Below are 19,123 nucleotides of genomic sequence, written 5' to 3'. Positions count from 1 at the left end.
AATTCTTCCTTAAGTAGAGCTTGCGCGACTGTCCACGATTTCCAACACGAGCCCGTTGCATCCGCTTCGGCAGATCGCCGCGTTCAAGGGCACGTTTACCGTCCGGACAAAAAAATGACAGCGTTTTCGCACCCGGCGCGCCAGAAAGACGCACCATACGGGTGGGCCAACCACGCGAGCAAAGCGCGTTGCAGGAGCTCGAATGTCGCTTGGCCGGGCCCGTTAAACCCCAAAATAGTGCAGTAGAAACGCGAAGCCTGTCGTGCAATAGAATGCATACGGATTTCGGGGGAACATTCGGCGTGGGTAATGTCCAGGTAGAGGATTTGGCCGGCGACGTGGCGCTAAGGTCCATGTCAGGCTGGCCGTCAAGCTGCCGCGCGGCTATGGGGAGATAGCCGGCGCGTGGCAGTCTTGCAGGAAAATCACAGGCGGTACGACCTTCATGAGGAGCTTGAAAAGGCGCTCAACCGTGTGGATTTCTTCCGCATTTTCCACACATTGGCACTGCGCTTCGGCTTTGGGCATTTCGGCATCCTGCAGCTCGGCAACGAGAATGACGCCTGCATGCTTTCCAGTCGACTGGTCCTCCACGACCTCCCCTCCGGTCTCACCGAGGAATACGACAAGCGTCACCGTTTCGGTGATTCCTTCGTCTACAGGGCCTTGCACGTCTCGAATATTTCGTCGGTGTGGCGCGCGGAGGATTCGACGCTGGGATCAGGCCAGGGTCTCCTTTCCCAACTCGGTTTCGAGCTGTTGCTTTGCGTGCCGGTCAACGCGGCGACGACGGGAGCGCGCTATGCCGTGCTCTTCCTCGGCGATGGCGAGGACATCGAGCAGGCTGAGCACTACGAACTGTGCTACAGCGCCGCATCTGCCTTCGACTATTTCTATCGGGCGACGCTCGCCAACAAGGCCGGCATGGGTCTGACGCCGAGGGAAACCGAAATACTCAAGTGGATTTCGCACGGAAAGACGGCCAGCGAGATTGCCCTGATTGTCTCGGTCTCGGAGCACACCGTGAATTCCCATACCGCAACGATCCTCAAGAAGCTCGATGTGGTCAACCGGACGCAAATGGTCGCGAAAGCGATACGAGAACAGATTATCCAGTGAAGTTGTCGGCGGGACCGGCAGAACTACGCGAGCGGCATGCTTTCCGCAGGGCCGCCGATCAATCAGGGATGTGAACGGTCATGATACGAAAAGCCCACATCTTGCTCGTTGACGACAACCCGGCGGAAAACCTGATCCTCAGTGCGCTGATCAGGAAAGTGGACAGCATCGACATCGAATTGCACTACTGCCGAACCATGGACAGCGCGATCGCTTTCCTTCTTTCCGGCAAACCGGTCTCGATGGTTCTGCTGGACAATCTCGTGCACCCTCGCGGTGATTTTCGCGAGACCGTTCCCACGCTGAGACATCAGGGCTTCATTGGCCCGATCGGCGTCATATCGTCCTCGCCGGGCGACCCTTACTTCCAAAGCCTGGAAGAATACGGTGCGGATTTTCGCATCGACAAATCGGAAATCGATCCGACGGCGATCGAATTCATCCTGAGGGAATATCTGCCGGAAGAGTGAGGGCGGCCGAGGCAGTACGGCCGCCATGAGGGTCGAAATCAAGCCGCCGACGTGCGCACCTGTGCCTTTTCGTCAAGGCCAAGCAGGAAGTTGATCTGCGGTCGGGCCTTGACCAGATCGTCGATCGAATAGCCATCCAGCACCTCGAAGAAGGCATTCAGCGCCTTGCGCAGGGCCGCGTTGAGACCGCAGCTATCCACCAGCGGGCAGTCGATCTCACCGGCCTCGAAGCATTCCGCCATGGCAAAGCTGTCCTCGGTGACCTTCACGACGTCGAAGAGGCTGATTTCGGATGCCGGCTTCGGCAGTCGTACACCGCCATTGCGGCCGCGCACGGTTTCCACCAGGCCCGCTTTGGTCAGCGGCTGCAAAATCTTGAACAGGAACAACTCGGAGACACCGTAGGCCTTGGCGATCTCAGGGATGCGGCTGAGCTTCTCGCCGTTCGCAGCACAGTACATCAGCATGCGAACCGCGTAGTTCGTTTGCTTCGTCAGACGCATAATTCACTCCGGGATCGAGAAATTCATCTTTTCATCATATAGGACGGATCGCAGTTTGGAACAATTCCAAAAACAGCAAAAATCACTTCTGATTGACGGCTACCTTTTCGCAGTTGACTGTCCGTGCGCGCGGCGTCAAAAAGATGACCAATTTTGTTAAGTTACATGCAAAACGAAAACGGAGAGCACCATGCGCATGTCAAGAGCGATGATCGGGGCACTGTCGGTAACGGCGACGCTGTTCGCTTCGACCGCGCCCGTCTGGGCTGATGGCGAAGTCAACATCTATTCCTATCGCCAGCCGGATCTGATCCAGCCTCTGCTGGACGCCTTTACCAAGGAGACCGGCATCACCACCAATGTGCTCTTCCTCGACAAGGGCCTTGTCGAGCGCATTCAGGCGGAAGGCGCAAACTCTCCTGCCGACGTTATCCTGACCGTCGATATCAGCCGCCTCACCGAAGCGAAGGACGCCGGTGTCACGCAGCCGGTCGTCAACGAGACGATCAACAAGGATATTCCGGCGCATTTCCGCGACCCCGACGGCAACTGGTTCGGCCTGACGACGCGCGGTCGTGTCGTCTACGCCTCGAAGGAACGCGTGGCCGAGAACGACATCACCTACGAAGAGCTCGCCGATCCGAAGTGGAAGGGCAAGATCTGCACGCGTGACGGCCAGCACTCCTACAATATCGGTCTCTTCGCCTCGATGGTTGCCCATCACGGCGAAGCCGAAACGGAGAAGTGGCTGACCGGTCTCAGAAACAACCTCGCCAAGAAGCCAGATGGCGGCGATCGTGACCAGGCCAAGGCCATTCTTGCCGGCGAATGCGACCTCGCCCTTGGCAACACCTATTACGTCGGCCTCATGATGACCAACGAAAGGGAGCCCGAACAGAAGGAATGGGCGGCCGCCATCAAGGTCCTGTTCCCGAACAGCAAGGATCGCGGCACCCATGTCAACATCTCCGGCATGGCGCTCGCCAAGAACGCACCGAACAAGGATAACGCCCTCAAGCTGATGGAATTCCTGTCCGAAGGCGAAGCGCAGAAGATCTATGCGGAGCAGGTCTTCGAATACCCGGTGCTCGCGGGCGCCGAGCCTTCCGAAATCGTCAAGTCCTTCGGCGCGATCAAGCCGGATACGCTGCCGCTTGCCGACATCGCGGCCAACCGCAAGAAGGCGTCGGAACTGGTCGACAAGGTCGGTTTCAACGACGGCCCGCAGGATTGAGCGGAGAAATTACTGCAGCGCCGCGCATCTTACCAGACGCGCAAAGGACGCTGCAGTACATGATTTCGTCCTTAAAGCGATTCCGCTCTAAGGAATCACGCAGCGACAGCAAAAGCAGCGGGCCCGAACGCCCGCTGTTTTCATTTGCATGATTATCGCGGCCGCGCCTGTAGCTCGGTTATCAGATCCAGGATCGCTTTGCGCCGCTCGGGCGTCCCCGGATGCGTTGAAAATATGCTGGTCTCGGAGCGATCTTCGAGCTTCGTCTCGATAAGCTGGAAGAAACGCGCGATCGCCGCCGGATCGCGACCGGACTTCACCATCAGCTCGACTGAATGCCGGTCGGCTGCCGCTTCGGCAGAGCGCGAGTAGGAAAGCGATAGCAGGCCGCCGCCCTGGACGAGCACGTCCTCGGCGCCCGAGCCGATATCGCCGGCGATCACCATGATCAGCGCGGCAACGCCGGCGGCGCGATAGATCTGCCGGAGACTGTGCTTCAGCTCTACATGCCCTATTTCATGCGCGAGCACGCCGACGATCATCTCCGTGTCGTCGCCGGCCAGTTCAACCAGTTCATCGGTGAGGATCAGGGTGCCGTCCGGCAATGCAAAGGCGTTGGGACCGATGGCGCCGCCCTTGCGGAAGTTAAGCGTGTAGCGCTCCCCTCCCACGCCCGACAAGGCTGCGATATCCCCGAAGCCATCGAGAATCTTGCCGCGCCGCGCCTCGTCAAGCTCGGATTGGTCGAGCACTGTCCGATCCAGGGCCTCGAGCGTGCTCGACGACATGACGCGCGGCACGATGGGTGGTGTCACGGCAACGGCGACTTCGACGAGGGCGGGCAAGGCGAAGCGATAGATCAACGCGCCAAAGAGGATGGCAGCTGCGACAAAGGCGATGAGGCGCGGATGAAAGCGCTCCATCCGGTGGATGATCCCTTCCCTGCCCCGGCCCTTGCGCGCAAGGAACCCATCGATCGCATCGTTGTCGCTTGTCCCGAAGAGTGATCCGTCGGGGAAGGTAATCCGCCGCGCGACAGCGCCGACCCGCGGCGAAATCTCGACGGCCGAAAGCTTGCCGCTGCTGAGTTCGGCGCCTGCATCATCGTGGACCGTCAGGCGCTCTCCGGCCTCGGCGAGGCTCGAGGGCACCGAGCGACTCGAACCGGCCGGATGCCACTCGCCAAGCGCAATGATCGGATTGTCAGAAGCCAAAGTCGAAGCCTTCAATATCCATGAACTCCGCCCCGACGGCAGACCCCTCCTGCTCGATGGCCGAGAAGATCTCCCCAACTTCGCCCTCGAAACGGACGGCCGTGTGCTCGTTGACGTAGGTGGCCATTCGAACCGCCGCCCATGGCCGCATCAGGCCGAGGGTGACCAGTGTGACGACGAAGTTCGACACGGCAATCCAAGTGTAGCGAAACCGCGAGAGATCACTCAACAAGCGATGCTTGCCGTCGAAGATCGTGGCGGACCAGGCGACATTGCGCACCCCCGCACGGTAAAACAGTGATGCTGTCCCGAAGACGGCGAACATCAGAACATAGATGAGCACCGTCAGCGCCCCAATCGAGGCCTGAAGCTCGTCCGAAATTGCGTCGGGGTCGTCGATCAATGGCGCCATTGCAGTAATATTGATCGCGATGATAACTCCGATGATCAGAAACCCAAGAAGGATCATCGCCGCTGACGGCAGCCAGGTCTTGTAGATCGCGCCAAGGCCTGGATCGGTTGCAAAGGGCTTCCGCCCGTAGCGGAGATTGTTGCCGATGTAGCGGTAGGACCAACGACTGGCCAGTGGCGCAAGGATGCCGAGCGTCAGCGCTGCAAGCACCGGACCGACGATAAACGCCACGAACGCCCCACCGGTCCGCCCGACAAAGTCGAAGCGCACGTTGCGGTAGCTTGTGACCCGGGCGCTGAAACGCAAACCACGGGTAAGGAGCCATGGCACGAAGAGGAAGAACAGCAGGCCGATTACCAAGCCGGCAAGCGGCATGACGGTGAGCACGACGTTGTAGAAGATCAGATAGGCGAAGACGATCAAGCGACCGATGAGGATCTGGCCCCCCTTGGCGTGATACTCGAAGCCGCGGCCGAGCAGCACGGTGTTGCCGTAGAAGTAGCGGTTGCGGCGAACTTTCGCCCATGCCGAATAAATGCCGAGCGTGACAATCGTCAGCAGGATATTGACGATCCAGATCCCGAAATATTCGCTGGCGCTGCCGGCAAAGGACAAGCGCTGGAAGCCGCCTGCTGGCGAGCGCCCGAAATTGTTACGACGATCAAGATATGCCGGCATCGCTGCTGGCTCGCTCAAAGCCATGATTTCCCCCTCGCTCTGAGTTAGAAACGCCCGGCGATGAGATGTCCGCCCGGTGCGCTCGAAATGCAGAAATGCGGAAACCGCCACTATCCCCCGATATCGCGAATCTCCGATCGATGCAGCGACGTTAGTTGTATCGCCACACCCGATGCAACAAAAAAGGACCTCCCGAAGGAGGCCCAGATGGGAGGATCCCAGATTGGACGATCTTGATGCATGTCGCCCAAAAGTGTGCCTCGGTTTTGGGACAACGACATGCATGAAAGCAATGAACTAAAGCGCGTCGCATGAGTTGGATTGAACGCGACGCGCTTCAGTGTTCCTCTACCTCATCGTCGGGATGGAGAACTCGGCGCCGTCCTTGATGCCGGACGGCCAACGCGAGGTGATGGTCTTCGTCTTGGTCCAGAACTTGAACGAGTCCGTCCCATGCTGGTTGAGATCGCCGAAGGATGAGGACTTCCAGCCACCGAAGGAGTGGTAGGCGAGCGGAACCGGGATCGGAACGTTAACGCCGACCATGCCGATGTTGATGCGGGAGGCGAAATCGCGCGCTGCATCGCCGTCGCGGGTGTAGATCGCGACACCGTTGCCATACTCGTGCTTCATCGGCAGTGACAGCGCTTCCTCGTAGTTCTTCGCCCGCACGACCGAGAGAACCGGTCCGAAGATCTCCGTCTTGTAGATGTCCATGTCCGGGGTCACTTGGTCGAACAGGCAGCCGCCGATGAAATGGCCGTTCTCATAGCCCTGCAGCTTGAAGTCGCGACCGTCGACGACGAGCTTCGCGCCCTGCTCGATGCCGCTGTCGATCAGGCTCCTGATGCGCTGCTCGGCCTCCTTGGTGACGACCGGGCCCATGTCGGCCTTCTCGTCGGTATAGGGACCGATACGCAGGCTCTCGACCATCGGCACCAGCTTGTCGATCAGCCGGTTTGCGGTTTCCTCACCCACCGGAACTGCGACCGAGATCGCCATGCAGCGCTCGCCGGCGGAACCGTAGCCGGCACCGATCAGCGCATTGGCAGCTTGGTCGAGGTCGGCATCCGGCATGATGACCATGTGGTTCTTGGCGCCGCCGAAGCACTGGGCGCGCTTGCCGTTCATCGCTGCGGTGCCATAGACATAGCGCGCGATCGGCGTCGAGCCGACGAAGGAAACAGCGGAAATATCCGGATGCGTCAAGATCGCATCGACCGCGCCCTTGTCGCCGTTGACCACGTTGAGCACACCGGCGGGCAGACCGGCCTCGATCATCAGTTCGGCGAGCCGGATCGGGACGGACGGGTCACGCTCCGACGGCTTCAGGATGAAGGCATTGCCGCAGGCGATCGCCGGCGCGAACATCCACATCGGGATCATGGCCGGGAAGTTGAACGGGGTAATGCCGGCGCCGATGCCGACGGCCTGGCGGATCGAGTACATGTCGATGCCCGGACCGGCGCCCTCGGTGAACTCGCTCTTCTGGAGATGCGGAACCCCGATGACGAATTCGCAAACCTCAAGGCCGCGAACGATGTCGCCCTTGGCATCTTCGATCGTCTTGCCGTGCTCGCGCGAAAGGATTTCGGCCAGCTCGTTCATGTTTTCGTTGAGAAGCTGGACGAATTTCATGAAAACGCGGGCGCGGCGCTGCGGATTTGTGGCAGCCCACTTCGGCTGGGCCGCCTTCGCGCTTTCGACCGCTGCGGCGAGCTCCGCGTCGCTTGCAAGCGCCACGGTTCCCTGAACCTCACCGGTCGCAGGGTTGAAGATGTTGCTGGTACGGCCGCTTTTGCCGGCGACGCGCTCGCCGTTAATGAAATGTCCGATTTCGTACATTGGATGCTCCTCCTGGTCTTGATTGTGGGCATATGATCGCACTACGATTTCAACAATTCAATTTCCGAAATTCAGGAACCGTTGTGCAAAAATTGAAGCCCATAGGGACAGCAGCATGGACTGGGACGATGTCAGAGTATTTCTCGCCGTGGCGCGAACGGGGCAAATTCTCGCCGCCTCGAAGCGGCTCGGCATCAATCACGCCACCCTCAGCCGCCGGGTGACGGCGCTCGAGGAGACACTGAAGACCAGACTCCTGGTCCGGCGTCCGAACGGCTGCGAGCTGACGGCCGAAGGCGAAGTCTTCCTGGCCGCAGCCGAGCGTATGGAAACCGAAATGCTCGCGGCGCAATCGCTGATCGGCCGGATCGACACGGCGATCGCCGGCACCGTGCGCATCGGCGCGCCCGACGGTTTCGGCGTCTCCTTTCTTGCGCCGCGTCTTGGGGCGCTTACGGCGCGCTACCCGGAACTGAAACTCCAGCTCGTTCCGGTGCCGCGCTCCTTCTCGCTTTCACAGCGCGAAGCCGACATCGCGATCACCATTGAGCGGCCGGAACAGGGACGTCTCGTTTCGTCCAAGCTGACCGATTATACACTGGGGCTTTACGCATCGGCAGATTATCTTGCCCGCCATGGCACGCCTCGAACGATCGACGATCTCAAGGGCCATCGCCGCATCGGCTATGTCGAAGATCTGATCTTCACACCTTCGCTCAATTTTTCCGCCGAAATCATGCGCAGTTGGGACGCTTCATTCGAGGTTTCCAGCGCAACGGGACAGACGGAAGCCGTCCGTTCCAGCGCCGGGATCGGCATCCTGCACAACTACATTGCCCGCCAAGTCCCCGAGCTCAAACGCATCCTGCCGGAAACGACCATCCGGCGCGCCTATTGGACGACCTATCACGAAAGCGCGCGCGATCTCGTGCGCGTGCGCACCGTCGTTTCGTTTCTCCAGGAGCTGGTAGCCGCGGAGCATCAGTTTTTCGTCTAGGCGCGGAGCCGTTGAGTCCATGCCTCGGCATGCGTTGCAGGGGCCGGGTACGGCGACATCCGAAACGTTACCCAAAAGGACGATGTGACAGGGCAGAGCCAATCTGCTATTTAGAACAACCTAAAATTGCCAGGCCTTAGATGAGAAATTCCATCCTTAACCCGCAAACACAACGTTAAGCCGGGGATACCCCCGGCATGGGGGAAACATGGCCACGGTTACCTACTCCTTCCCAGGCGGAATATATCCCAACCAATACAACCCTCCGATCGCGGAATTCGATTACAACGGTTCCTTCGGCGAATTGGTCGACATGCACACGGCCTTGCGCATCAGCGCAAGCAGCACACAGGTGCTTTTCGGACTGGGCAATGGCCTGAAATTAAAGCTTGTTGGCACAGGTTTCGCCTTCGATGCCACCGGATATCCGATTGGCGGAACGGTCTCTTCCATCCAGTTGCTGCAAAATAACGGAACGACGCTCGTCCAGACAGTCAGCGGCCTGAGTGTGTCGCTCGAACTGTTCCAAAACGCTGCCACAGGATTTGACAGATGGGGACTGGAAGGGTGGCTTCTGAACAAAGCTGACACGGTCAACGGCTCTGCCGGAGACGACTCGATGCAGGGCCGCGGCGGCAATGACATCTTAAACGGCAATAACGGCAATGATTTCATATGCGGGGGCGAGGGCGATGACACGTACAACGGCGGCCTTGGCTTTGATGTCCTCAGTTTCGACGACGCCTACTTCACGCCCGCAGCTGTTCGCGGTGTCAGTTTGAACGCATCCACCGGAACGGTAATCGACCCTTACGGCTTCTCCGAGACGTTCAGCAATTTCGAGGAGTTTCGCGGCACGCAATTCGCCGATACGTTTGTCGGGTCCGCGCTAGGCGAAGAGTTCATGGGGCTTGGGGGAAGGGACACGATCAACGGCGGCGGCGGTATCGACACAGTCCGATATCACAGGGACACCAACAGAGGCGGCAACCTCGGCGTCAACGTGAATCTCACCACCGGCGTAGCCAAGGATGGTTTCGGCACGCAGGATACCTTGACCAACATCGAGAACGTGCGCGGGACCGATTTCGCCGATACGATCGTTGGCAATTCCGTTTCAAACTTTCTCCGAGGCCAGGCAGGCAACGATTCCCTCAATGGTGCCGGCGGTGCCGATGAAATGCGCGGTGGCCAAGGAAACGACACCTACGTGGTAGATAGCACCGGCGACATCATCGACGAGAACGCCGACAACGGTGCCGGCGCGGACACCGTTCGCTCATCTATATCTTTTAACCTCGGTAACACCGCCGTCATCAGGGGCAGCGTCGAAAATCTCGCCCTGCTTGGAACCGGCAACATCGGCGGCGCCGGGAATGGCTTGAACAATGCGTTGACCGGGAACACCGGCAACAACAGTCTTAATGGCGGCGCCGGCAACGACCTGATTAACGGCGGGCTCGGCAACGATGTCCTGACCGGTTCTACCGGTCTGGACACGTTTTTCTTCAACACCGCGCTCAATGCCTTGACGAACGTTGACACGATCAATGGGTTCACCGTGGCGGACGACACCATCCGGCTGGAAAACGCAATTTTCACAGCGATTGTCGGTACAGGCGCACTGACGGCGGTCCAGTTCGTCGCGAATACAACGGGTCTTGCCGCCGACGCCAACGACCGGATCATCTATGAGAGCGATACCGGAAGGCTGCTCTACGACAGCAACGGCAATGCCGCCGGTGGACCCGTTCATTTTGCGACGATCGGAACGAGTCTCGCGCTCACTGCAGCCGATTTTTTCATCATCTGAGATCACGGCGGGCACGGTCTCTCTGCGCCCGTTGCTAAATCAAGAAATTCTGAGGAATTCTATCGCCCACGTGTTCGCAAGCGAGACGTTCCGGGACTGCACAGGTGCGATGCGCCAAGGTCCGCATAATGCGGAGCGACTTTTGAAGGCGACACGTGGAATTGAAGAAAAAATGGTACGGTTGGGTGGTCTCGAACCACCGACCTCAGGTGCCACAAACCTGCGCTCTAACCAACTGAGCTACAACCGCACTTGGCATGCGACATGCGTCGCTTGGCGGCTCACATACGGGCACTGCCGCTGATTTGCAAGCCTTAACTTGTGATTATCCTGCAAAAAGACCGGATGGCAAGCCACCCGGTCTTTCCGATGATGTGAGGCTCCGTGATCTACAGCGCCGCGCGTCCAATCGGACGCGCAAAGCTCGCTGCGGCACTTTGAAGTGCTGCATGATTTTGTCCTTAAATCGCTTCCGATTTGAGGAATCATACAGTGGCTGATCAGGCCTTCTTGAAGTTCGATATTGCCTTTTCGGCGGCGTCCTTGCCCGGCTTGGCAACGTTCTCGGCGACCTTCTTCGTCGCTTCCTGCATGGTCTTCGCCTGCTCGACCGCAAGTTCGGCCTGCTTGCGGATGAAGATCGTCTGGAGTTCGACCAGCTCCGAGAGCGACTTCACGCCGAGCAGCGCTTCCATGTGCGAAAGGGAGTTCTCGGCATTGGTGCGCAGTGCATCGAGGGCCTTGAGACCGAGTTCGATGGTACCGGTCTGAGCGCTCTCAACCGTCGCTTCCACGGTCTTGGTTGCTTCTTCGGCAGCGGTCTTCATCTTGGCGTAAGCGTCCTTCGACTGCGCGGCGCCCTTTTCGGCGAACTCGCGGAAGCTGTCGGCAAACTTGGCCGGATCGAAGGAGGAAAGGGAAAATACGTCGTCGGTCTTCTTGGTAGCCATGATATGCGCTCCTTGGTGTGGCCCTCTTCAGAGGCGCCGATTGGTGATGCCGATTATATAAGCGATTTCTTTGTGCATTGCAACACAAATTGTGCAGTGCACAATTCCGAGGCCTATTAACCTTGCGCGGTAAAAGGCGTTGCCGACGCCGCGCCTTTGCTGGACCCTCGCGGATGGGCCGGGTATTAATAGACTGTTAACGCGCAAGCGATCCGTCAATAGGCCTGCCCATGCCCGAGAGACAGTATCCCTTTATCGACATTGCCGTGCATGCACGGGTGCGCGATCATTTTGCCAAGGGCGATGCGTCTGTCCTTTTTTCGAGGGATCTCGGCCGCGTCCTCTGGGCCAACGACCAGGGCGCGAGCCTGTTCGGCATCGCATCCGTCTACGATTTCATCGATGCAGCTCTCGATCCTAACGATCTTTCGCTTCGCCAGTTGCGTGCAGCAGCAACGCAGCTCTCAGCGGTCGGCGACCGCCGGCAACTGCTGGTTCGGATATCCTCCGGTTTCCGGCGCTTGCCCCTAAATGCGTCCGTGGAACTGATCCGCATCCGCCCCGGTGAAGATGCGGTGCTCTTCACCACGCCGCACAACGGGAAGGCATTGACGACCGAGGAGAGGGCCGCCCGGATGATCGCAGGCCTCGACGGGCCGGACACGCATATGGCCGTGCTCGACGGCGACGGCGCGATCCTTGCGCAGTCTTCCGGTTTCGATGAGCTGGGTCTGTCAGAGGAGGTTCGCTGCACACTCGTCTTGGACGTCGCGCGCGATAGAGACCGGCTGATCAAGCGTCCGGTCCTGACCGGGAAGGGTGAGCTACCCGCTGCCATCGCCAAAATATCCGACCACCCGGCCCTGCACCTGCTGTTTGCGGTGGAAGCCGTCTTTGAGGATCTCGATGCCGAAACGGCACCAGAAGGAGCAGACAACGTTCTGCCGTCGTCGACCGAAAGCGTCGATCAATCTGCCGCAGGCGACCTGCCGGCGATGGAGGAGGAGCCTCGGCCGGAACTCCCGGACACAGCGACAGTGCTGGCGAATGCGGAGCTGGATGCGACCGACGGTATAGGCGCGCCGGACTATCAAGGTGAATTGGCGCTTGGGGCCGACGAAACGACATCGGCCCTCGCGGAGCCTGCAACTCCCGATGAGCCTGCCGCAGCGACCGAACCCGCCACAAAGCGCGACGATGCGGGTGAGACGGATGCTCCCGGCTTTGCCTTCACGCCCGGCGGCCGCGCCGTCCGCTTCGTATGGAAAATAGACGCGGAGGGACGTTTCAGCGAGATCTCGGAGGAGTTTTCCTCAGCCGTCGGCCCCAAGGCTGCCGATGTGATCGGCGAGACATTTACCGATCTCGCTCAGCGCTATGACCTCGATCCCGACAATCGGATCAGCGAACTCCTGCGCCGGCGGGACACCTGGTCGGGCAAGACGATTCTCTGGCCGGTCGAGCGAACGAGCCTGAAGGTGCCGGTCGATCTCGCCGCACTTCCCACCTATTCGCGGTCTCGGGAATTCGACGGCTTCCGCGGCTTCGGGATCGTGCGCGTCGCAGATGCGGTCATCGACGCAAAGGCCAGCGGGATGGAACTCGGTGGCACCGCCGAGCCTCGGCCGGCTGCCCTGCCCCCGAAGAGCGAGGACGAGATCACCGCTCGCGAAGAGCGGACGGAGCCCGAAGCAGAACCTGGTTCCGACGTCGCGGCCGACGGCGACGTGCCCGACCGCGATGGAAAATGGGTGGAGTTTGACCCCGCAACGGATTCGGCCATGCCGGAGGATCCGTTCCGCGGCGAGCGTCCGGCACTGCGCGTCGCGGACACGCCCGAGCGCCCATCATCCGGCAAGGTCGTGGACCTCGACGAGCGCAGGCCGGGAACGGCCGGGACGCTGACGCGAGGCGAACAAGCCGCCTTTCGCGAAATTGCGCGACAGCTCGGCGAACATTTCGGAACACCCGCGGAGAACGAGGACATCGAGGAGCCGGTCCCCGCATGGGCGCCGACAAAGGAGCCGCCCTCGAGCGCCGTATCCGACGCCGAGGAGGCAGACGAAGCGGAAGCGACCGTCGAGCAGGGTAAAGAGGCGCCTTCAGCCGACGATGAAGCGCTCCCTGCGTGGCGCCCGGCCGTCGGCATGAGCAGCGAGATCCTCGACCGCCTACCTGTCGGTCTTCTCGTCCACTACGGCGACGAGTTGCTGCATGCCAATCCGGAATTTCTGCGGCTGACGGGATATCGTGATCTTGAGAGCCTCTCGCGGGAAGGCGGCCTTGACGCGCTCTTCGCCCACGGCGACGACATCGTCGACGAGCCGGACGGCACGATGACGCTCATCCGCCAGAACGGCCAGCTTGCATCGGTGAATGCGCATCTTCATTCGATCCGATGGGAGGGGAAGAGCGCGCTCATGCTGGCACTCGCCCCGGCGGGCGGGAATGACAGTGCACAAACGACACGTGACGACGACGGAACGGCGGACGAAGCAAGCCGCCTGCGGATGGAAATCGACGAGCTCCGCTCCATTCTGGAGACGGCGACCGATGGCGTCGTCATCCTCGGGCATGAAGGCGACGTGCGGACCATGAACGGCTCGGCAAGCGCGCTCTTCAACTACGACGAAGCCGAACTCCGCGGGAAGCCTTTCGCGGCACTCTTCGCCCATGAGAGCCAGAAGGCGGTGCTCGACTATCTGCAGGGTCTTGCCGGCCATGGCGTCGCGAGCGTGCTCAACGACGGCCGCGAAGTCATCGGCCGCGAGGCGAATGGTGGCTTCATTCCGTTGTTCATGACCATCGGGCGACTGTCTTCGTCCAACGGTTACTGTGCCGTCATCCGGGACATCACGCAGTGGAAGCGGACCGAGGAGGAACTGCGCAACGCCAAGCGCGCCGCCGAAACGGCCAACGCGCACAAGACGGAGTTCCTGGCCAGGGTAAGCCACGAGATCCGCACGCCGCTGAACGCCATCATCGGCTTTTCCGACATGATGGCGAGCGAGCATTTCGGCCCGGTCGGGCATCCCCGCTACATCGAGTATGCCGGGGACATCGGCCGCTCCGGCAGGCACGTACTCGACATCGTCAACGATCTGCTCGACATCTCGAAAATCGAAGCCGGCGAGATGGACCTCGATTTCAGTGCCGTGGATATCAACGATGCGGTTTCCGAGGCCGTGTCGCTGGTGCAGCCGCAGGCCAACAGCCAGCGCGTGATCATCCGCACCTCGCTCTCGGCGTCTGTTCCGGCGGTCGTCGCGGACGGTCGATCCATCAAGCAGATCGCTCTCAACATCCTGGCGAACGCCATCCGCTTTACCCCGTCCGGTGGCCAGATCGTCGTGTCGACGTCCTACGAGGCGAACGGAAGCGTCATCCTGCGGATCCGCGACACCGGGTTCGGCATGACGCGCAGCGAGCTCGATCAGGCGATGAAGCCTTTCCGCCAGGTAACGACCGGCGGGCGCAAGCGCGGCGACGGTACCGGCCTCGGCCTGCCGCTGACCAAGGCCATGACCGAGGCGAACCGCGCGCAGTTCTCGATCAACTCGACCCCGAACGAGGGCACGCTCGTCGAAATTTCCTTCCCATCGCAACGCGTCTTGGCGAACTGAGGACGAATGCTGTAAGGAAATGTTGACTCGCGGGAGCCAGTTTGCCGGTTCCGGCCAGCCGTCACCTTGCCGCTTCGCCTCGGAACAGATCGCTTGCAGTCCACATCCAAGAGCCTCAGAAGACGCTATGCCCGTTCCGGAACGGGCCTCGCTCATCCGTTGCTCGCGATTTGGGCCGTGCTCGCCTCGGTGATCGTGCTGATGCCGATGCTCGCGATCGGCTGGCTTGCCGTTTCCGGCGGCAGCGCCGATTGGCCGCATCTTGTCGCGAACGTCATCCCGCGCGCGACGGGGCGAACGCTGCTGCTCGTCGCGCTCACCGGCACGGCAACAGCTTTTATCGGCATCCTGACCGCATGGCTGGTGGCGAGCTGCGAATTTCCGCTGCGCCGCTTCCTTTCTGCCGCCCTCGTGCTGCCGCTTGCTATACCCGCCTACCTTGCGGCCTATGCCTTTGGCGAACTTCTCACCTTCACCGGTCCGGTCCAGGGGCTGATCCGGCTCGTCTTCGGATTCCAGACGAGCCGGGACTACTGGTTTCCGGACGTGCGCTCGCTTGGCGGCGCCGTGCTCGTGCTGAGTTCGGTGCTCTATCCTTATATCTATCTCGCCTGCCGCTCGATGTTCCTGATGCAGGGGCGCGCGGCCGCAGATGTTGCGCGCACGCTCGGCGCCGGCCCGCTCAAGGTGTTCTTTCGGATCCAGATCCCCATGGCGCGGCCTGCCATCATGATCGGCCTGACGCTCGTCGCCATGGAAACGCTGAACGACATCGGAGCGGTCGAGTTCCTGGGCGTCCAGACGCTGACCTTCTCGATTTTCGATACATGGCTTAACCGCGGCAGCCTGGCCGGCGCCGCACAGATTGCCTGTATCATGCTGCTCTTCGTTGTCGCCCTGATGATGGTCGAGCGCGCCGCCCGTCGCAGGCAGCGCTTCTCCAGCCAGAAGACAACGGCCGCAGTCCACGATCTTGCCAGGCTTACCCTGTCGGGCTGGAAAAAATGGGCGGCAACGATCGCCTGCCTGCTGCCGGTGCTCTCCGGCTTCGGCGTGCCCTTCTTCATTCTCGGGAATTACGCGCTGAAACGCCTGGATCAGTTTTTGGCCCCGCGCCTCCTGAACGCGCTCCTGCACAGTATCCTGGTTTCCGCACTGACAGCACTCGTCGCGGTGCTTCTGGGATTTGTGCTTGCCTATGCCGCCCGCACCGGGCGTTCGCGGACCACGGAAGCAGCCGGCCGTTTGGCGTCCTTTGGCTATGGCGTGCCCGGTACGGTTCTCGCGATCGGCGTGCTCTTTCCGCTCGCAGCACTCGACAACGCCGTCGATGCGCAAATGAGAGACAGGTTCGGATTTTCGACCGGCCTCCTGATGAGCGGCACCGGCTTTGCCATCATCTACGCCTGTACGGTCCGCTTCCTAACAATGGCGGAAGGCACGCTCGAAGCCGGTTTCCAGAAACTGTCGCCGCATCTCGACATGGCTGCGCGCGCGCTCGGACGTACGAGTGGCCAGACGCTGCGGACAGTGCTCCTGCCGATGATGCGCCCGGCCGTGCTGACGGCGGCCCTGCTCGTTTTCATCGAGACAATGAAGGAACTCTCGGCAACGATCATGCTGAGACCCTTCAACTTCAATACGCTCGCCACTCTGGTCTACGAGGACGCCTCGCGCGCCAAGGTGGAAGATGCCTCCGTCGCGGCGATGATCATTGTCATCGCCGGCATGGTCCCGGTGATCCTGGTGTCGAGATCGCTGGAACGCCGCCCCTAGAGCAATGTTCTAACAGTCACTCTGAAGGCGGTCGCCTGCAAGCAAGGCAGATAAAAAAAGAGGCAGCCGAAAGCCGCCTCTGAAGTCAATGCTAACCAACAAATGCTCGAGAAAAGGTGACATCATGTCTGCGGCAACATCGCTGCTGCGGCACCGGCCCTTGACTGGTCGGCCTCAAGTTGGTTCGACCATGCACCCCCAAATGTAAACAAGATCTTACTTTTCGATCCAACAATCTTACGCAGCCGCACACAACTCCGACGTTTTGGTTAATGCGCGGGAGGCCAACCGGTTAACGCGCGACCGCATGACCGGCCCATTGGAGAGCATGGAAGGCGGGAAGGCGCAGAAGCCGCCGTCTCGCTCGAATCGTCAGCTTTTCAATGCATCGAGCCCGGCAAAGAGATCGAGCGCCTCCGGGTTCGCAAGCGCCTCCTTGTTCTTGACCGGCCGGCCATGCACGACGTCGCGAACGGCAAGCTCGACGATCTTGCCCGATTTCGTCCGCGGAATATCGGCTACGGCAATGATCTTCGCAGGCACGTGACGCGGCGAAGCGCCGGTGCGGATGCGGCTCTTAATGGCCTTCGTCAGTTCGTCGGTCAGTTCGACACCCGGCGCCAGCCGGACGAAAAGGACGACCCGGACGTCATCCTCCCAATCCTGGCCGATGCACAGCGCCTCGGCGACCTCTTCCATCTGCTCGACCTGGTTATAGATCTCCGCCGTGCCGATCCGCACGCCGCCCGGATTGAGCGTCGCATCGGAACGGCCGTGAATGATGATGCCGCCGTGGGCAGTCCATTCGGCAAAATCGCCATGGCACCAGACGTTGTCGAAGCGCTCGAAATAAGCTGCGCGGTACTTGGTACCCTCCGGGTCGTTCCAGAACATGATCGGCATCGACGGAAAGGCCTTGGTGCAAACGAGTTCCCCTTTCTCGCCGCGCACGGATTGGCCCTCGTCGTTCCAGACGTCCATGGCAAGCCCCAGGCCGGGCCCCTGGATTTCGCCGCGCCAGACCGGCTTCAGGGGATTGCCGAGCACGAAGCAGGATACAATGTCGGTGCCGCCGGAGATCGAGGCGAGTTGGACGTCTGACTTGATGCCCTCGTAGACGAACGAAAAGCCCTCCGGGGAAAGCGGCGAACCGGTGGACGTCAACAGGCGGAGCGTCGACAGGTCATGCGTGCTTACCGGCGTGAAGCCGCCCTTGCGCACGGCGTCGATGTATTTCGCCGACGTCCCGAAAATCGCGAACCGTTCCTCTGCCGCATAGTCGAAGAGCACATTGCCGTCCGGATAGAAGGGCGAGCCGTCGAAGAGGCAGAGCGTGGCTCCTGCTGCCAAACCTGATGCCAGCCAGTTCCACATCATCCAGCCGCAGGTGGTGAAGTAGAAGAGCCTCTCGCCTTCCTTCAAGCCGCAGTGGAAACGGTGTTCCTTGAGGTGCTGCAGCAATGTTCCGCCTGCAGAATGCACGATGCATTTCGGCACGCCGGTGGTACCTGAGGAAAACAGAATGTAGAGCGGATGGCTGAAGGGCAGCCGCTCGAACGCCAGCGGCTTCACCTCGAAGGGGGCGATGAAATCTGCCAGCGTGACGCCGCCTTCGGCGGTCGCTGCCACCGAGGCGCTATCACCCGCATAAGGAACAATCACGGTCGGCGCGCCCAGCGTGGCGGCGACGGCGCGCACCTTGCCGGCGACGTCCTGCCGCTTGCCGTTGTACCAGTATCCGTCGCAGGCGATGAACAGTTTCGGGCCGATCTGGCCGAACCGGTCGAGAACACCCTGCTCGCCGAAATCGGGCGAACAGGACGACCAGATGGCGCCGATCGAAGCGGTCGCCAGCATCAGTGCGATCGTCTCGGGCATGTTCGGCATCATCGCGGCGACGCGGTCACCCTTGCCGATGCCCTTGGCCTTCATTGCCTGCTGCAGGCGCGACACGAGGGCGCGAAGATCGTCCCAAGAAAGGCGATAGCCGGCCTTGTCCTCACCCCGAAAGACCAGCGCGTCGCCATCCCCGCTCTTGCGCAGCAGGTTCTCGGCGAAATTCAGCGTTGCGTCGGGAAAGAAGCGGGCATCAAGCATCCGCTCACCATTGATGAGCGCCCTCTCCCCGCGGTCGCCAACGACTCCGCAATAGTCCCAGACCGCGATCCAGAAGTCACCTCGCTCGGCCACGGACCAGTCATGAAAAGCGTCGTAATCAGCAAAATTCCGGCCGAAACGTTGCGCGCACCACGCCATGAACTGCGCCATCGGGCTTCGCTCGAGAATCTCGGCGCCAGGAGCCCACAAAGGTCGATCTGCTTGCATGCTCTCCTCCACTCCTCTGCGTGTTTCTATACCATGCTGCAACGCAAAATAAACAGGACGGGACCGGGTTCGGCATCGTGATGACGACATTTCCATGCCAGCCTCATTTGCTTTCTCCAAGCCGAAGGCCTATCCAGACGGCGTAACCCGAGAGGCAACGGCAA

Annotated in this window: 13 protein-coding genes and 1 tRNA gene; 7 read left to right on the top strand and 7 right to left on the bottom strand. The window is 60.7% G+C overall.

What is annotated here, in order from left to right:
* Nucleotides 1-405 precede the first annotated feature (405 nt).
* Together FKV68_RS03990 and FKV68_RS03985 are read left to right on the top strand one after the other, a co-directional pair.
* The gene (locus FKV68_RS03990; RefSeq protein ID WP_180940243.1) at nucleotides 406-1,119 is read left to right on the top strand and encodes a helix-turn-helix transcriptional regulator; all 714 of its coding nucleotides are present in this window, start codon (nucleotides 406-408) and stop codon (nucleotides 1,117-1,119) included.
* Between the two features lie 80 nt (nucleotides 1,120-1,199).
* Nucleotides 1,200-1,589 carry a response regulator gene (locus FKV68_RS03985; protein WP_180940242.1) on the top strand — a complete coding sequence of 130 codons (390 nt, stop codon included), beginning with the start codon at nucleotides 1,200-1,202 and terminating at the stop codon, nucleotides 1,587-1,589.
* Nucleotides 1,590-1,627: 38 nt separating this feature from the next.
* On the opposite strand, the gene rirA is transcribed toward FKV68_RS03985, so the two are convergent.
* Nucleotides 1,628-2,092 carry an iron-responsive transcriptional regulator RirA gene (gene rirA, locus FKV68_RS03980; RefSeq protein WP_180940241.1) on the bottom strand — a complete coding sequence of 155 codons (465 nt, stop codon included), beginning with the start codon at nucleotides 2,090-2,092 and terminating at the stop codon, nucleotides 1,628-1,630.
* Between the two features lie 190 nt (nucleotides 2,093-2,282).
* Between rirA and FKV68_RS03975 the strand changes: the two genes are divergently transcribed.
* The gene (locus FKV68_RS03975; protein ID WP_180940240.1) at nucleotides 2,283-3,326 is read left to right on the top strand and encodes a Fe(3+) ABC transporter substrate-binding protein; all 1,044 of its coding nucleotides are present in this window, start codon (nucleotides 2,283-2,285) and stop codon (nucleotides 3,324-3,326) included.
* A 152-nt stretch (nucleotides 3,327-3,478) separates the two neighbouring features.
* On the opposite strand, the gene FKV68_RS03970 is transcribed toward FKV68_RS03975, so the two are convergent.
* The 3 genes from FKV68_RS03970 to FKV68_RS03960 all read right to left on the bottom strand — a co-directional run bounded on the left by FKV68_RS03970 (nucleotide 3,479) and on the right by FKV68_RS03960 (nucleotide 7,475).
* The gene (locus FKV68_RS03970) at nucleotides 3,479-4,540 is read right to left on the bottom strand and encodes a M48 family metallopeptidase (RefSeq protein ID WP_180940239.1); all 1,062 of its coding nucleotides are present in this window, start codon (nucleotides 4,538-4,540) and stop codon (nucleotides 3,479-3,481) included.
* Nucleotides 4,530-5,630 carry a YjgN family protein gene (locus tag FKV68_RS03965; RefSeq protein WP_425347620.1) on the bottom strand — a complete coding sequence of 367 codons (1,101 nt, stop codon included), beginning with the start codon at nucleotides 5,628-5,630 and terminating at the stop codon, nucleotides 4,530-4,532. Before FKV68_RS03965 ends, FKV68_RS03970 begins: the two co-directional genes overlap by 11 nt.
* A gap of 348 nt (nucleotides 5,631-5,978) precedes the next feature.
* A complete protein-coding gene (locus FKV68_RS03960) occupies nucleotides 5,979-7,475 on the bottom strand; it encodes a CoA-acylating methylmalonate-semialdehyde dehydrogenase (protein WP_180940237.1) in 1,497 nt (498 codons plus the stop codon).
* Between the two features lie 115 nt (nucleotides 7,476-7,590).
* Here FKV68_RS03960 and FKV68_RS03955 point away from each other — a divergent pair, with 115 nt between their 5' ends.
* Complete coding sequence (locus FKV68_RS03955) at nucleotides 7,591-8,472, top strand: LysR family transcriptional regulator (protein ID WP_180940236.1); 882 nt, start codon at nucleotides 7,591-7,593, stop codon at nucleotides 8,470-8,472.
* 208 nt (nucleotides 8,473-8,680) lie between these two features.
* Nucleotides 8,681-10,285: a calcium-binding protein gene (locus FKV68_RS03950; protein ID WP_180940235.1), complete on the top strand. Its 1,605-nt coding sequence runs from the start codon at nucleotides 8,681-8,683 to the stop codon at nucleotides 10,283-10,285.
* Nucleotides 10,286-10,458: 173 nt separating this feature from the next.
* On the opposite strand, the gene FKV68_RS03945 is transcribed toward FKV68_RS03950, so the two are convergent.
* Together FKV68_RS03945 and FKV68_RS03940 are read right to left on the bottom strand one after the other, a co-directional pair.
* Nucleotides 10,459-10,535: transfer RNA gene (locus FKV68_RS03945), tRNA-His, on the bottom strand.
* A gap of 250 nt (nucleotides 10,536-10,785) precedes the next feature.
* On the bottom strand, nucleotides 10,786-11,235 hold the full coding sequence (locus FKV68_RS03940; protein ID WP_180940234.1) for a phasin: 450 nt from the start codon (nucleotides 11,233-11,235) through the stop codon (nucleotides 10,786-10,788).
* A gap of 230 nt (nucleotides 11,236-11,465) precedes the next feature.
* Here FKV68_RS03940 and FKV68_RS03935 point away from each other — a divergent pair, with 230 nt between their 5' ends.
* Nucleotides 11,466-14,858, top strand: coding sequence for a PAS domain S-box protein (locus FKV68_RS03935; RefSeq protein WP_180940233.1), 3,393 nt, complete (start codon nucleotides 11,466-11,468; stop codon nucleotides 14,856-14,858).
* Nucleotides 14,859-14,951: 93 nt separating this feature from the next.
* Nucleotides 14,952-16,634, top strand: a complete 1,683-nt coding sequence (locus FKV68_RS03930; RefSeq protein ID WP_180940232.1) for an ABC transporter permease — start codon at nucleotides 14,952-14,954, stop codon at nucleotides 16,632-16,634.
* A 372-nt stretch (nucleotides 16,635-17,006) separates the two neighbouring features.
* Here FKV68_RS03930 and FKV68_RS03925 read toward each other — a convergent pair whose 3' ends face one another.
* Nucleotides 17,007-18,959 (bottom strand): acetoacetate--CoA ligase, encoded by a 1,953-nt coding sequence (locus tag FKV68_RS03925; protein WP_180940231.1) that lies wholly within the window; start codon nucleotides 18,957-18,959, stop codon nucleotides 17,007-17,009.
* Nucleotides 18,960-19,123 lie beyond the last annotated feature (164 nt).

It is taken from the genome of Sinorhizobium mexicanum (assembly GCF_013488225.1).
GTDB classification, from domain to species: Bacteria; Pseudomonadota; Alphaproteobacteria; order Rhizobiales; family Rhizobiaceae; genus Sinorhizobium; species Sinorhizobium mexicanum.
This window is presented reverse-complemented; position numbering and strand designations above follow the sequence as displayed.